At 40.1% G+C, this 15,475-nt stretch carries 16 protein-coding genes; 4 read left to right on the forward strand and 12 right to left on the reverse strand.

Annotated features, from left to right (window positions below):
- The first annotated feature begins 67 nt into the window (after positions 1-67).
- Positions 68-388, forward strand: coding sequence for a hypothetical protein (locus tag E2K98_RS07565; RefSeq protein WP_133333631.1), 321 nt, complete (start codon positions 68-70; stop codon positions 386-388).
- A gap of 132 nt (positions 389-520) precedes the next feature.
- Positions 521-1,657 carry a polysaccharide deacetylase family protein gene (locus E2K98_RS07570; protein WP_407921207.1) on the forward strand — a complete coding sequence of 379 codons (1,137 nt, stop codon included), beginning with the start codon at positions 521-523 and terminating at the stop codon, positions 1,655-1,657.
- A 153-nt stretch (positions 1,658-1,810) separates the two neighbouring features.
- Here the strand turns inward: E2K98_RS07570 and E2K98_RS07575 are convergent, their stop codons facing one another.
- A complete protein-coding gene (locus E2K98_RS07575; protein WP_133333633.1) occupies positions 1,811-2,230 on the reverse strand; it encodes a MarR family winged helix-turn-helix transcriptional regulator in 420 nt (139 codons plus the stop codon).
- Positions 2,231-2,444: 214 nt separating this feature from the next.
- Here E2K98_RS07575 and E2K98_RS07580 point away from each other — a divergent pair, with 214 nt between their 5' ends.
- Positions 2,445-2,900, forward strand: a complete 456-nt coding sequence (locus E2K98_RS07580; RefSeq protein WP_133333634.1) for a CBS domain-containing protein — start codon at positions 2,445-2,447, stop codon at positions 2,898-2,900.
- A gap of 38 nt (positions 2,901-2,938) precedes the next feature.
- Positions 2,939-4,183 carry an MFS transporter gene (locus tag E2K98_RS07585; RefSeq protein ID WP_133333635.1) on the forward strand — a complete coding sequence of 415 codons (1,245 nt, stop codon included), beginning with the start codon at positions 2,939-2,941 and terminating at the stop codon, positions 4,181-4,183.
- Between the two features lie 39 nt (positions 4,184-4,222).
- Here E2K98_RS07585 and E2K98_RS07590 read toward each other — a convergent pair whose 3' ends face one another.
- The 11 genes from E2K98_RS07590 to E2K98_RS07640 all read right to left on the reverse strand — a co-directional run bounded on the left by E2K98_RS07590 (position 4,223) and on the right by E2K98_RS07640 (position 15,448).
- Positions 4,223-5,101 (reverse strand): YitT family protein, encoded by an 879-nt coding sequence (locus tag E2K98_RS07590; RefSeq protein WP_133333636.1) that lies wholly within the window; start codon positions 5,099-5,101, stop codon positions 4,223-4,225.
- 149 nt (positions 5,102-5,250) lie between these two features.
- On the reverse strand, positions 5,251-6,216 hold the full coding sequence (locus tag E2K98_RS07595) for a VOC family protein (protein WP_133333637.1): 966 nt from the start codon (positions 6,214-6,216) through the stop codon (positions 5,251-5,253).
- A 23-nt stretch (positions 6,217-6,239) separates the two neighbouring features.
- Complete coding sequence (locus E2K98_RS07600) at positions 6,240-7,028, reverse strand: SDR family NAD(P)-dependent oxidoreductase (protein ID WP_133333638.1); 789 nt, start codon at positions 7,026-7,028, stop codon at positions 6,240-6,242.
- 42 nt (positions 7,029-7,070) lie between these two features.
- Positions 7,071-7,580: an aromatic-ring-hydroxylating dioxygenase subunit beta gene (locus tag E2K98_RS07605; RefSeq protein WP_133333639.1), complete on the reverse strand. Its 510-nt coding sequence runs from the start codon at positions 7,578-7,580 to the stop codon at positions 7,071-7,073.
- 67 nt (positions 7,581-7,647) lie between these two features.
- Positions 7,648-8,952, reverse strand: a complete 1,305-nt coding sequence (locus E2K98_RS07610) for an aromatic ring-hydroxylating dioxygenase subunit alpha (RefSeq protein WP_133333640.1) — start codon at positions 8,950-8,952, stop codon at positions 7,648-7,650.
- A gap of 98 nt (positions 8,953-9,050) precedes the next feature.
- Entirely contained in the window at positions 9,051-9,833 is a 783-nt protein-coding gene (nadX, locus tag E2K98_RS07615) for an aspartate dehydrogenase (RefSeq protein WP_133333641.1), read from the reverse strand.
- A 15-nt stretch (positions 9,834-9,848) separates the two neighbouring features.
- Positions 9,849-11,294 (reverse strand): aldehyde dehydrogenase family protein, encoded by a 1,446-nt coding sequence (locus tag E2K98_RS07620; RefSeq protein ID WP_133333642.1) that lies wholly within the window; start codon positions 11,292-11,294, stop codon positions 9,849-9,851.
- A gap of 12 nt (positions 11,295-11,306) precedes the next feature.
- Positions 11,307-12,995: a thiamine pyrophosphate-binding protein gene (locus tag E2K98_RS07625; RefSeq protein ID WP_133333643.1), complete on the reverse strand. Its 1,689-nt coding sequence runs from the start codon at positions 12,993-12,995 to the stop codon at positions 11,307-11,309.
- Between the two features lie 24 nt (positions 12,996-13,019).
- A complete protein-coding gene (locus tag E2K98_RS07630; protein ID WP_133333644.1) occupies positions 13,020-13,811 on the reverse strand; it encodes an SDR family oxidoreductase in 792 nt (263 codons plus the stop codon).
- Between the two features lie 25 nt (positions 13,812-13,836).
- Positions 13,837-14,751 carry a VOC family protein gene (locus E2K98_RS07635; protein WP_133333645.1) on the reverse strand — a complete coding sequence of 305 codons (915 nt, stop codon included), beginning with the start codon at positions 14,749-14,751 and terminating at the stop codon, positions 13,837-13,839.
- Positions 14,752-14,911: 160 nt separating this feature from the next.
- On the reverse strand, positions 14,912-15,448 hold the full coding sequence (locus E2K98_RS07640) for a cupin domain-containing protein (protein ID WP_133333646.1): 537 nt from the start codon (positions 15,446-15,448) through the stop codon (positions 14,912-14,914).
- Between the last annotated feature and the right edge of the window lie 27 nt (positions 15,449-15,475).

A 15,475-nucleotide genomic window follows, 5' to 3' on the forward strand; every position in this document is an offset into this window, starting at 1 on the left:
GCATATTAAAAAGGTTTTTGGAAACGTTAAGCTTATGTCTGTTCAACATTTTCTAGGGGGTTAAACAATGTCTGTGTTTGTTTACCAAACGTTTGAAATAAAACAAGACAAATTTAAAGAAGCCATTGAAAATTTAAAAGAAATTAAAAAATTTAGGAACGAAAATTATAATCATCAAGTAGAAATCTTAACACCGATTTCGGGAAAAGATCATACGTATTCCTTTTTTTCCACTTATGAGGGGCTGGCAGAAATGGAATTACAGAACAAAAAAATGTTTGACGATGAGGAATACTTAAAATTAATCAGTGAGTTCTTTTTAGAAAATGTTGTTCAAGGAAGTATGTATACACAAATCTTTCGGACCATTAATGAAGGGAAAGGGTAAAAAATGGGTCCAGCTCCCTCTACGATGGAACTGGATCCCCTTGCCTATTAAAAACTGGAATTCAAAATATCCCTCCTCCTACGAAAATGATATGATTATCACCGAGATTACTATATTACAAGGATGAATTACATGAACAAATTAGTTGTCTTCGCACTGATTTCCACTATAATTCTTGCCGGCTGCAGCTTAAAAGAGGCCAACGCTAAAATGGGCAAAGAAAATAAACAGATAGGCCATTCTTCGAAAGCGCGGTTAAGGATCCAAAATGATTCTTTTCCGGAAGTGGACAATCGGCCTATTTTTCAACCGAGAGCCACTATTTCTATAAGTCCTATTACTTTTGAATCTACAAATGCAATCATTACTACAGAAGATCTTAAGGAAAATGTTCAAGAAATTCGTTACCATATTTGGCGTACAGCTGACGGCCCGCAAGACAGGAAAACCTTTTCTTCTGCTGACGCCGCCAGTGATTTTTCATTCGAGTTTAATACAAATGAATTTTCAGGAAAACGCGGTGAGTACCAAGTGGCGGTCTATGCCGTTCAGGGGGATGGTTTAGATAAGCTTATTGCAAAATCTACTTTAACCTTCCAACAGCATGTCCCGATTTTGATGTATCATGCCATTGATAATTATAATGGTATTGGACTGCGGGAATTATTTGTTTCTCCCGCTAATTTTGAAGATCAGATGCGCTATTTAAAGGATCACGGCTATTCCTTCCTGACTTTTGAACGCTGGGGCGAGGTCAATAAAGTAAATAAGCCAGTTCTAGTTACCTTTGATGACGGAATGAAAAATAATCTAAATGCTTTATGGGTCCTGCAAAAATTACAGGATGACACCTTTCATCCGGTTGCGACCGATTATGTTATTGCTGGGTCGATTGATAAAACTCCTACGCGGCTATCTTCTGCTGATATAAGAGAAATGGTGGATTCCGGTATTTTCTCCATTCAGTCTCACACGATGTCACATGCTGATCTGCCCATGGTGACAAATTTGGAAGAAGAGCTTAAAAGCTCAAAGGAAAAAATCGAACAGGTTACCGGGAAACCTGTAATAGCCATTGCCTATCCCTTCGGTCATGTTGATCGCGCTGTTGTCGAAGAGGCAAAGAAATACTATCAATATGCAACAACTACTAAACCGGGAGAATTTATTGAAACAGGTGAGCCAGACGAAATGCTGCTCATGAGGCGGGTACGGATTTCTAACTCAACGACCATTAATCAATTTGCTGCGTTAGTACAATCATGGTAGTAAGCTATTGATGTGCTTCCTTTTTTATTTGTTAAATGGACACTTTACACTTAGTCTTGGAAATTTTGTCTATAAAACCTCTTTTAAAAAAATCGCTATTAAAATACGAGGAAAGAAAATAAAAAAACCAAACAATGCCATGCACTGTTTGGTTTATTTTCTTGAGGAACGATTGTATTTTCTTAAAAGCTGTCCGAATAATTCTCGTTCTTCTGCCGACCATTCCTCTAAAACTTCACTGATTCTTTCAATTCGTGCTTCCTGATGCTCAAAAAATTCCTTTTTCCCTAATTCCGTTATCTGAAGGGTGTAAGCCCTGCCATCCAATGGGTCCGGTATTCGGTATACATATCCTTTTTGTTCAAGGGCAGCCGTCTGCCTGCTTACCGTAGAAATATCCAACTGGAATTCATCCGCAAGGACCTTTGCTCCTGCGGGTCCTTTTGAAATAATCCTATGTAATAAAAGATAGGCGGAACGATCAAGATGCCCAATATTTCTATTTGCCGAAGTCACTCGGCGGATTAGGATTGCCAGCTCAAGATCTATGGTTACCACTGAATGATCTCCCATATATATCCACCCCGCTTTATCAATTCTTTATCAACATCGTACCACACGGAATATTATTTTGGAATCAATTATCTATAGTCGAACTGAAACTGTAAATATTCTCCATCAATTAGAATACACTATTGACAGGAATAAAAATGGTTGTATAATACAAACATATACTTTTATTATACAACTTGTTTAACATGGGAATCTATGTACAAGGAGGGGTTAGATGCAAGCTCACGATATCATGATTAGTCAAGTACACAAAGTAAAGGATACAGACACAGTCCGGTCTGTGATTGAGAAATTTATTGAATTTGGAATCAGCGGTCTTCCAATTGTAAATGACAGGAATGAAATTGTTGGTTATATCAGTGACGGGGATATTCTAAGATTTATTGGAAAACATGAAGACCGAATCGTTGACTCTTTCTATTATGCATTCGTCATCAAAGGGGATAATGAGGAATTCGAGGAAAGAGAACGAAGAATCTTGGCGTTAAACGTAATGGAAATTGCCCAAAAGAAGGTTTATAAGGTTTCTTGGGATGAGGAAATGGAGAATATTGCGGCTGTTTTAGGAAAAAAACAAATTAAAAAAGTTCCAGTTGAACGAAATGGAGTTTTAGTTGGGATTATTAGCCGCGGGGATGTTATTCGAAATTCATTTAAAGGCCTTCTTTAATCTTCATAAAATTAAATATAAACAAAGGGGAAATGTATATGTCATCATCACCAGAATCTGTTGCTTCTTCGCCGACAAAATCGGCCTCAAATGTAGAAGCTAAGGCAGGTTTACTAAGTCAACCAAGAGCAGTATGGGCTGTTTTTTTTGCCTGTATTATTGCCTTCATGGGGTTAGGCCTTGTTGACCCAATTCTTGTTACCATAAGTGAAAAACTCCATGCAACACCAAGTCAAACCACTCTTCTATTCACAAGCTACAATGCTGTTATGGCTGTGGCCATGTTGGTCACTGGAATGATTTCTTCCCGACTCGGCATCAAATGGACACTCCTCTCCGGTATCGTTATTATTGCCATTTTTTCAGCTCTTGGCGGGTTATCAAATAATATTTGGGCACTTGTTGGATTACGCGGCGGCTGGGGTCTTGGAAATGCCTTATTCGTTGCTACTGCCTTGGCAGCGATTGTTTCACTATCAAACAGCGGTACTGCAAAGGCGATTATTTTATACGAAGCAGCTATTGGGCTTGGAATTTCCGTTGGTCCGCTTCTTGGCGGCTGGCTCGGCGGCATGTCTTGGAGAGGTCCATTTTTAGGTGTAGCTTCTTTAATGGTTATTGCTTTTATCGGTCTTATTGCCTTAATGCCAAATGCTAAACCGAAAAATGTTTCTCAAACTAAAACATCTTTAAAGGATCCATTTAAAGCATTAAAGCATCGTTCTTTATTGGTTTTTGGTATTGCAGCTGCTTTATACAACTTTGGCTTCTTTACACTGCTTGCTTTTGCTCCATTTGTTATGGGATTGGATGAACATGGAATCGGTTTTGTTTTCCTTGGCTGGGGAATTTTGCTTGCCGTTACTTCCGTCTTTATGGCACCAATTCTTCAAAGAAGATTTGGAACCGTTAAATCCATGTGTTTCATGTTAACCATATTCGCAATTGTGTTAGCAATCATGGGAATCTGGACCTCTACACAATGGGTGATAATTGCAGCGGTTATTTTTGCTGGAGCATTATTGGGAAATAACAACACTTTAATTACAACTGCCGTGATGAATTCTGCTCCTGTTGAGCGCTCTACTGCATCTGCTGCATACAGTTTCTTACGTTTTATTGGTGGAGCAATTGCTCCCTATTTCGCAGGAAAATTGGCTGAATGGTATAACCCTAGTACACCGTTCTATGTTGGTGCAGCGTTTGTTTTATTATCAGTTATCTTTATTGCATTAAATCATAATCATATCAAACATGTCGATAACGCTGAAGTCGGTCATTGATTTGATTAGAGGGTCTGCCCCGTTTTGGGTAGATCCTTTTTAATGGATCTTGTTTTTCTTAAAGCGGCCCCGAACATCTGATACATCCGCAATCGCCAAAAATGCGGAAGGATCAATATCCTCCACCAAATTTTTTAACTTTGATTCCTCAAGTCTTGTAATAATACTAAAAATAACCTTTTTATTGTCACCAGAAAAAGCACCTTTCCCTTCAAAATAGGTAACTCCTCGACCTAAACGTTCAGTAACTGCCTGTCCAATGACATGTGCTTCTTCGCTTATGATCCAAACAGATTTCGATCCCTCCATTCCGGCTACCACTGTATCAATCGCTTTCGTGGCGAGAACATATGCCAATAAGGAGTACATAGCTCGGTCCCAACCAAATAAAAATCCGGAAGCACCTAAAATAAATACATTAAAAAACATGATGATTTCCCCGACGGAAAAGGGAACCTTTTTATTGATGACGATTGCAAGAATTTCAGTGCCATCTAAAGCACCGCCATTTCGAATTACAATTCCAACGCCTATACCAGCGATAATACCGCCAAAAACAGTTGCAAGAAGAATATCATTTGTAAAGGCAGGAACGGGGTGAAAAAGAGAGGTAAAAATAGATAAAACGAAAATTCCATATATCGTTGAAATCGCGAATGATTTACCTAGATGCTTAAATCCTAAATAAACGAAGGGCAAATTAAAAAGGAAAAGAAAAATTCCAAGCTGCCATCCTGTTATATGTGACAGCATAATCGAAATTCCGGTAATACCCCCATCAATAACATTGTTCGGTACTAAAAATATTTCTAGTCCGGTCGCCATTATTATAGCTCCAATGGTAATGGCTATCGCTCTGCGAATGATTTTATTTAATGGATACTTACGTTGTTGAATCGTATTGATCCCTTCGGTCATATCATCACCCTTACTATTTATGTTTTTAAGTTACCAATTCATTAATAAATATATCTATCTTTATTATATCATATTTTTTACAAAAATATGAACTTCAGTTCATTTTTAGAGCACTAAAAAACCAGCACGCGGCTGGTTATCTTATATATTCAATATCTTTCAAGTAATTCTATGATTACTTTAAATGTCGAAGTAGTATCCATATAGGCATATCGCCCTTTGCCATTCCAGAAGTTTCCCCTTTGGATGACAGGATAACCCATTTCCTCAAGCATTTTTATTTTTTCATCCATATCCTCTACCACAAATGAAATATGGTGGACACTTTCCCCATATGTATCAAGATGTTTTTTCCACGTGCTTGGGGAATCTCCTGGTTCAATTATTTCGAGTTGAATGAGTGGAGTATTAATAAACATATACTTGGATTTGCCTTCTGTTGGCTCCCCTTCAAAAACAACCTGGGTAAGATCGCATGGACCAGATTTTATCACAGCTGGTTTTTCCACACCTAACAACTTACAATACGCTTTAGCAGCAGCATCTAAATCCTTCACAACAATCGCTAGCTGCTCTACTTTATTCGTGCCAAGGAGCGGAGGAGTATATACCTCCGTACTTGGAGTTGTATCCCTTGGTTCCGCACTTTCAAGCAATTCAACTAAAATCTTATGATCCTTCAATGTATCCACATAAACGTATCGTCCATCACTAGAGGTAAATTCACCGCTCTGCAGTAGAGGATAACCATTTTCCTCAAAAATAGAGAGCGTATCTTTAATGGAATCTACATCAAAGGCAAGATGATGAATTCCTTCGCCAAAGGTATCCAGAAATTCACGCATAGTCCCTGGTTCTTCATTTGGTTCGATTAATTCAAATTGGACAGTCGGGGTATTCATAAAAACCAGCTTACTACGTGAATCGGTAGGCTCCCCGCGAAAAACAACCTTAGAAACTTCTCGGTCTCCTGTTAAAAACCATTTTTGCTTTGGTATCCCCAAAAGTTTTGAAAATGCCTCTGAAGCCTGTTCAATATCGTGTACAACAAAGGCAAGTTGATTGATAACATTATTTCCAGCCAATGGCTGTTTTGCTGTCAACGGCTCATTCATTTAAACCCCTCCCCATTAACAAATCAACCAAGACCGCGTACAGAAAGACCCCCGTCGCTTGAAATCACTTCACCAGTAATGGCTTTAGCCTGATCGGAAGCAAGCAATACATAGGCTCCAACATGATCTTCAGGCATCTGGGCGAGTTGAAGCGGGTTTCGCTTTTTAATGCTTTTTGCTTTCGTCTCATTATCCACAATTTTAACGAATGGATGAAGTGGTGGAATAACCGTGAGTTCTGTGAGTGTGCCTCCTGGTGCAACCGCATTTACCCGAATATTTGGCGCGAGTTCGAACGCAAGCTGGCGCATTAGTCCGACTTGAGCGTGCTTGCTTGCTGTGTACCAAACGCCGCCGCCATCAGGATAGAAACTTGCACCTGAAACAGAAAATATAATATTTCCATTTGTTTTTTGTAATTCTTCAAGAGCTGCTTTCACCCCGAAAAATGAGCCTTTTAGGTTAATATTGAGCAGAAAATCATATGCATCGGAAAGGGCCTCAGGAGTCACATCAGCAAATTTAGCAAAACCATCGAAAACACCAGCATTAGCAATAAAAACATCTAACTTTCCAAATTTTCCAACAGTCGCTTGAACAGCTTGCTCATTGTCTTCGTATTTGCTTACATCGCCCTGACAAGTAACAATATTTTCACCAAATTCTTCTTTCATTTTCACTAACTTTTCTTTAGAGCGGCCGATTATGCCCACTTTTGCTCCTTCTTGTATAAACCGCCTTGTGACGGCTTCTCCAATACCTGAAGCGCCGCCTGTAATCAAAACTACTTTATCTTTTAAATCCATCGCCATTGAACATACCTCCCTGGTTATCTACCGTACTTGAATAAGCTGCTATACGAAGATTGCAAGATTTCTTGTGTTTATAGTTGTTTGATCAATAATGAATTCTCTTTTGGAAAGCTTCCACTCCCCATCAACGTAGGTGAATTCATCGTGCCGTTCCCCTGAAATCAGATCATGATGAATATCCGTACTTCGGCTTCGGTAGATAGTTAAATAGCTGTTCACTACCGCTTTTTCATTTGGAGTGAATTCCAGTAACTGTACATTATTAACAGATCTCCTTGTACGCGATGGCGGGATTTCAGCCCAAGCATAATCGGTTTTTAAACGGTCTACTCGAATTTTCAATAATTCATAGTCATCATCAAAAGCAAACATATTTAACGAATAATCAGGACGTTCTACTCCTTCTTTATTGACCCTCACCGGCATTTGATAAGCAATATTCGGGTGCAGTAAATTAAACCATCCATCAAAATCAATATCATCAAGAAACTTTGCTTCACGGTATAACCATTGTTCAAATTCATATGTCGCCAGCATTTTTTCCATACTCATTCTCGATTCCCCCAATCAACGAAATCCCTTACATTAAAAACCTGCCAAATAATTTAAACATGGCGGATTACTTCGTCATCAAATCCAACCAATAACGATAGAAGTTCCTTTGATTCGCCTCAGTAAACTTATCATCAAAAGCAACACCTGGACCAGTAAAATCTTCAACAGGCTTTCTGTGCAAGCCCATGGTATAGTTAAAAGTAAGTTGTTTTACGAGTGGCATAGTTCCTGATGCTGCTGCTGTGATATCCGTGAATACCTCTGTATCATCCTGTTCAAAAATTCCAGATGGACTGAAGGTTAAAACAAATGACTCGCGGGAACGTCTTTTCCAATCCTCTGAAGCGTTCTTCTCTACCAAGAACCAGGTAATAACCTCCATCTTATCAACACCAACTGGTCTCCAAAGTCGAACAGATGTATTTGAAATTAACTGTCCTTTTACCTTGGTATGCGAAATTAAGAATGAAAGGTTTGGAAAAATATTTCCAATCATATTTTTTAGATTAGATAATACTTCATACTGCTCTTCCGTCAAATTAGACTTATACTCTTCTCTCAATTCCTCAGGAAAAGCAAAATCAGGATTCGGAGTACCAAGGTTTAAACCATGTCCATGATCAGTATAAATTTGGTATCCCTTTTTAGAATAAGTCGCGCTTGGAACCATTCCTAGTTTTGCAATGGATCCATGTGTAACCATTGTGTGGTAGGAATCACCAACAAAGTTATCTGCTCCAATTTTCCAGTTTGAATGAATGATGAATCTTTGCGGCGGCCCCAATACTTCCATTTCTGCCCGACCCGCCAAAATATCCACATACCATTTAAACTCGCCTAAAAACTCCTCTAATGGTTCTGCCTCATCATTCCATGTTCCAAAAAGTAAACCTTTATAGGATTCAATTCTGATTTTATAAAGTCCAAGACGTGATTTATCTAAATCCTCACCGTAAATATCTTTTTGCAGCGGCACGCCGACACAATCACCGTTATTTTTAAAATTAAAACCATGATACGGGCAGGTAAACATTGTCTTATTTCCGGCATCGGCACGGCAGAGCTTCATTCCGCGGTGTGTACACATATTATAGAGGCCGCGGATTTCTCCGTCAGCACCTCTTGAAATAATAACGGAATAACCGGCAACATCTCTTGTGATGAAATCATTCTTTTTCGGAATTTCTGATTCATGACCAACGAACAACCAAGTTTTTAAAAAGACTTTTTTATGTTCAATATCATAAACAGTGGGATCCCCTAAAAGATAAGCTGGAATTGCGCCTATTTCGGGTTGTACAGATTCTTTTAAGTAGTCGATTGCTTCTTTTTGCGACATTTCTTCTAGATTCACGTTGGTTTTTAACATCTGCTTATTCCCCCTAAGTATTAGATTTTCTTTCATAATGCAAGTTACCCGGCTTGCTATATTATATTAAAAGAACATCTCCTGCAAAAGTTTAGCATTTATCCAACTAATATGGAGGCATCTTTATTTTTCAATGATGATAGGACACTTAATGCAGCTAAGTAGCTTGTTTTTGGATTATTCGGCATCGGATTGTTTTCCACCTGTAAGGATAACTTCCCAAAAGAGCCAGTTGCTTCTATTATATGATTATTTTTTTCTACTCCAGGATCGGAGATAATTTTTACACTCGTTTGCTTCGGTCCCAGACCTGCTAAAGATAAAATGATAGAAACATTAATATTTTTCGGGAATAATTCAATTGCGTCGGCAGCTGAACCTTCGAACATTACATGTTCACGATCAGTTGGTGCCCCTGGCAATGCTCGTGGAGGTTTTCTCGTAATAATGGAAACAGATTCAAGTTCCCCGATTGATTTTGCCGCTTTAAGAACATCCAACCCTCCTATCGCACCGGATGGTAAGTAAATTTTTGTTCCTTTTTCATGACATATTTTTTCAAGGCTCTGATAAAAATCAACATCAGCTAGGGCTCCCACACTACTTAATACTAAGTCTTTTCCACTTTCAAGAGCAGATGCAGCAACGTCTTTTGCCACTTGGACGGTTGCTGCTTCAATGATAACATCTACATTTGATTGTATAAGTGATTGCATCGATGAAAAACGTTCTGTACTGTATTGTTCAGCCAATTGCTTTGCAGATATTTCATTTCTTGTATAAAGTCCAACAATTTTAGAGTTTGGCAAAAGCCCTTCAATATTGATGCTCTGGAGGAGGAACTTTCCAATGTTTCCTCCTCCAATTAACCCAATTCTCATTTAATATTCCCCCTATTAGTTCGCAAATCCGTATGAGTCTGCGAAATATTCCAAGCCGCAATGTCTTACTTCACGGGATAATCCGCTTTCTTTAAGGCCAGGGAAATCTAAATGAAGATCTTGGAAGATAGTATGGTTATTATGGAAAACTGCTCCTGCCTCTAACCGGTCTGCCAATGTCGCTGCCAACGCCTCGTCCTCTGTCCAAACAGATGCTCTTAAACCAAACTCACTATCGTTCGCTAGCCGGACTGCTTCATCTGCATTAGAGAAAGATAGTATTGGAATCACTGGGCCAAATTGTTCGGCACGAACAATTTCACTTTGCTGGTCTACACCGGTAATAATAGTAGGTAAAATATAATAGCCTTGCTCCCAGGATTCCGGATCTAATTGAATCCCTCCGGTAATTACATTTGCACCCGATTCCTCAGCGCGTTTAATGAGACCTTTTACATAGTCATATTGCGATTTATTATTTAATGGACCCATTTCAACATCTGGTTGAATTCCATTTCCAACTCGAATATGGCTGAATTCCTTCTTTAATTTTTCAACAACTTCCTCATATCTGGATTCATGCACATAGATTCTTTTAATCGCTGAACATACTTGCCCTGCAGCACGTAAAACTCCAAAACGAAGGCGCTTAATGGCAGCTTCATCCAAATTAGCATCTGATAGAACAATCGCCGCATCATTGCCGCCAAGTTCCATATAAAGTTTCTTAACCGTTCCTGAAGCAGCACGGATAATTTCTTTACCCGTCTCAGTACTTCCGACAAAAGCGATGGTACGAACCCTAGGGTCGGTGCAAAGCGCATCTCCAATCACAGCGCCTGAGCCCGTTACGACATTGATGACACCCTCAGGAAAATAGGATGCGACTACTTTTAAGAAAGTCATGATCGTCAAAGGACAGCTCGTCGCTGGCTTCACAACCACTGTGTTTCCTGTTAAAACAGCTGGAATCACGCGTTTGAACGTAAGAATCATTGGCGAATTCCAAGGCGAAATGATGGCTGCCACTCCGCGTGGACGCTTGCGAACCTGTACCTTCTGATTCCCCGGTAAGCTTTCAGGTTTCCACCATTCTATTAATTCTTCAGCACCTTGAATCATAATATCTGAACAGCGGAGCAAATCTTTTTTCGCTTCCACTAATGCTTTTCCATTCTCCCGAACAAGTAGTGAAACATTCTCTTCTACGATTGTTTTGATTTCTTCTGCCGCCATTTTCATGCGGTGTGCCCGATCCTCCAGTTCACTTTGAGACCAGCTTTCATATGCCTTAGCAGCAGTTTCTACCGCCAAATCGACTTCATTTTTCGAACAAATGGCCACCTCACCGACTACTTCATTATGATCGGCGGGATTGATGACATTAGCCGTTTTTTCAGCTTGAAACCATTTTCCGCCAATAAGATATTTGCCTGATACATATGGGTGTGTTGATATCACGTCAATTCCTCCTTATAACTTTTTCGGTTTAAACGCTTCTGCTGCGCCTGGAGGTCCTCCAAATGGTTTTGCCATTGGGCCAACCGCTTCCATATCGACAACGATCATCGTAGGATTTTTTGTGTTTACCGCCTTTTCGAGCTCGGTTACAAATTCTGCCGGGGAACCGATTCGAGCAGCATCAAATCCCATTGATTGAGCTAATAACACAAAGTCAGGGCTCATTAGATCCACCGCAACCTGACGTCCATAGGCATTACTTTGAATATTTCTAAGCACACCATATCCGGCATCATCAAATAGAACAACGATCATTGGCAGTTTTTCCTGAGCGGCAGTTGCCATTTCCCCAACATTGACCATAAAACCGCCATCTCCAGCCATGAGGACAACAGGGCGATTTTTATCGGCCATTTGAGCACCGATGGCAGTAGGCAGCCCCTGCCCTATTCCACCGCCTGATGCGTGAATCGATGTTCTTGGTTCATAAATTTCAAATAATCGGCTTCCCCAAACATTTGCCTGAACGGTAACATCCCGGACTAAAATAGTGTTTTGAGGCATTATTTTGCGCATTCCGTCAAGAATTTGTTCGTACGGACCAAGTGTTGCTCTTAACTGGGAACGTAATTCCTCCCGTACAGACTGCACTTCGTCTAAATATGAAGGATCTGGATTAACTGCAGTTTTATCTACTCCCTGATTTAATGCCTGGAGAATATGCTTGGCATCCCCTACTAAACTATAAGTAGCTTCATAGTTTCGATTAACTGCATGAAAGTCCGCATCTATGGAAATATGTTCTGCTGGAACGGCGACCTTCCAGTTCGAGGTTTCGTTTCCTCTAAACCGAACACCAACACTAATTAATAAATCAGCGTCTTTTATTAAATTTTTAGTCAACTCATATGCTGCAAAATGGCCGATACATTGAGGATGATCTTCCGGGATACTTCCTTTCCCAGATTGACTTGTAACCACTGCTGCACCAATTTTTTCAGCTAACTCTTGAACTTCTCTAGATGCACCTGATGTAATTACACCTCCGCCTGCCCAAATAACCGGTCGTCGAGCATTCTTAATTTTCGTTACGACCTCTTCGGGAACGGATGGAATCGTTTGATTAGCAGAAGCAATTGTTTTAATTTCTTCCATTGAATGATTCGGTATAATGGCAGATTGAAAATCAATCGGAATTTCAAGTGTTACCGGGCCGGATGGATAAGCGAATGCTTCCTGAATTGCTTGTCTAACAACCGCTGCTGCCTGCTCAGGTCTTCTCAAACGAAGCGCCTTCTTAGAAGCTCCTTCCATCATTGACAATTGATCTTTACATTCATGGATGTAGCCTCTTCCTGTTCCTAGATAAGAAGATGCTACCTCACCTGTCAAATGAAGAACGGGAACTCCAGCTGCCCATGCTTCAATTAAAGAACCCGCAGCATTTCCTGCTCCTGTTCCGGTACTTGTAATTACCACTCCCAATTTTCCTGTGGCTCTAGCATATCCATCTGCCATATTGGCTGCACCGCTTTCACCACGGGAACATACTAAGTGAATACTACCCTCGCGAAGAATCGCATCGTAGATTGGCATATTGTGAATGCTGACAATTCCAAACGCTACCTCCACACCAGCACGTACAAGTTCTTTTACGACCGCATCTGCTGTAGTAAATTCCATTTGCTTTTGCTCACTCATCATTTATTCCGCCTTTATCTAATATTAAAGCGCTTTCCCCAACGCTCCAGCTGTTTCAATTGTTGAACCCGCTACATAACTTGCCTTGTTTGAAGCAAGGAATAAAATTACACTTGCAACTTCTTCAGCTTCCCCTACTCTTCCTAACGGGATATTTCTCTTTTTCGCTAAGTCCGCATAATAATCTTCTGCTTTCATGTCGGGAGCATTTTTCATTCTTCTTCGCTCCCATTGATCCGTACGAATTAAACCAAGACTCACTGAGTTGACTAAGATATTATCTGCAGCCAGTTCTTGAGATAAGGTTTTACTTAAGTTTAAGAGACCAGCTCTTGTTGCCGCAGTCGCAACCATATGTCTTTCCGGTTCTTTCGCTAATGTGGCATTGATATTAATGATTCTGCCTCCACCTTGCTTTACCAAATATGGATGAACTGCTTTTACTGCATAAATGATGGCAAAATATTTTAATTGAATTTGCTGCTCCCATTGCTCATCAGTGACATCGAAGAAATGTCCCATGACGCTTTGGCCTGCTGCATTTACAAGTATATCAATACCGCCAAAAAATGTTGCTGTACCTTCGATAAAATGCTTAACTTCTTCTTTATTTGTTACGTCACAGGTAGCGGAATAAATGGATTCTGCCGACCCAAACTTTAACAGGTGATCGTATGCTTTTTCTTTACGCTCTGCATTTCTGCCGCAAACCGCAACTTTGGCACCTTCTTGTAAAAACATTTCTGCTGTTTTTAACCCAACACCAGATGTTCCCCCCATTATCACCGCTACCTTGCCCTTTAATCCTAAATCCATCATGACACCCCTTTTACTAAAGCCTTTAAACTTGCGTATCTACAACTGCCCAGCCAGGATCAGGAATGCCTGCCATAGCTTTGCGAGCTTCCGGTTTTGGAGGGCCGGCAATACCCCATTGATCCATCAGGTGCGGAACACGTTTCCAGACACGCGCTCTCCATTCTGATTCATCTTCAATTGTTTCTAAATAACAGGTATATTCCATTACAAACTTTCCTGGGTCTTGGAAGTAGCAAAAAACATTATCTCCAGGACCATGACGGCCAGGACCCCAAAGTTCTTGGTAACCCGCTTTTCTAACGTTTGAAATTCCTCTCATAACCTCATCCACAGTATCGACTTCATAGGCGATATGATTTACAGAGGCATGTTGATCTTGGTTAAAGGCAATCGAATGATGTTTTCTGTTACAGCGAAGGAAGGACATTTGATGCTCGCTCCAGTCCGTAACCTTAAATCCTAAAACATCTGTATAAAATGCTGTAATCATATCAAGATCTTTCGTGTTCATAACGACATGGTTCAGTTTTACCGGGTCAACATTTTTCTTATTCCAAATCGAGGTATGAATTTCTACCCACGCGGATAATTCAATACAACGATTCTCCGGGTCAAGAAAACGCAGCCCATAACCTTTACCTTCTTCATCCAAATATCCCGGTTTCGCAACAATCCTAACACCTTTTGAAGCTAGCGTCTCTGCCGCTTGGTCCACCGCGTTCTTATCAACCATCCCAAAAGCAATATGATGGAGTCCTCTTTTTTCACCTGCGTGAAGACTTAATATATGATTTTCAGGGCCGGCCCCGCGAAAATAAACCGTATTCTCATCCTGTGCTACTTTATCGAGACCCCAGATTTTTTCATAAAAATCGGCCTGTTCCTGAAGTACCGGTGTAATTAATCCTATATGCCTTAAATGTGTGATTCCTAACATGATGCCACCTCCACTATTCCTCTGCTTTTCCCTATTCTATATGTTTATAAAGTAGACAAGGATGATCCCGCATGTTAATAAAGAGGACCATCCCTGTCGAACGAAAATTTCTACCAATCAGGGAGTATGTTTAAGCTTTGAAACAACTGCCCATTTTTCATTATTTTGCGTTAATGATTGCTTCTCTTTCCTTTGCACGCTTAATTCGAAGTTCCTCTAACGCACTACCTTTTGGATACGTAGGAAGATTTGGCTTAACAGCACCCAGCATAACAAGCATCAATGCTTCTTCATCGCTGTCGTTTCGAAGTCCGCGGTATACCCCAGGAGGTGAGCTGATGCAATCCCTTTCATTTAAAACGATTTCATGAACTTCATCGCTGCCTTCTTCTTGAATTAGAGCAGTGATGCTTCCTTTAATTACAAAGAAAACTTCTTCAACATCGTCATGTAAGTGAAGCGGGCCTTGGCACCCTGCAGGTAAAACCATTGTGCTCAAAGTAAAGTGTTCAGCCTGGATTACATTTGCATCATTGTTAGCTGTAGCACCACGGCCGATGTATCTCATTTGCGCTCTCTTGTAAGATGGGTCAACTTCTTCTTGGAATTTTAAAACGTTCCAATCTAGCGTACGATCTTTTAATCTCGCAACATATTTTTTTTCGAACCCAGCTAAATCAAATTTTTCAGTAGACATTTTTACAACACTCCTCATTTATGTTTT

This window comes from Bacillus salipaludis, assembly GCF_004358205.1.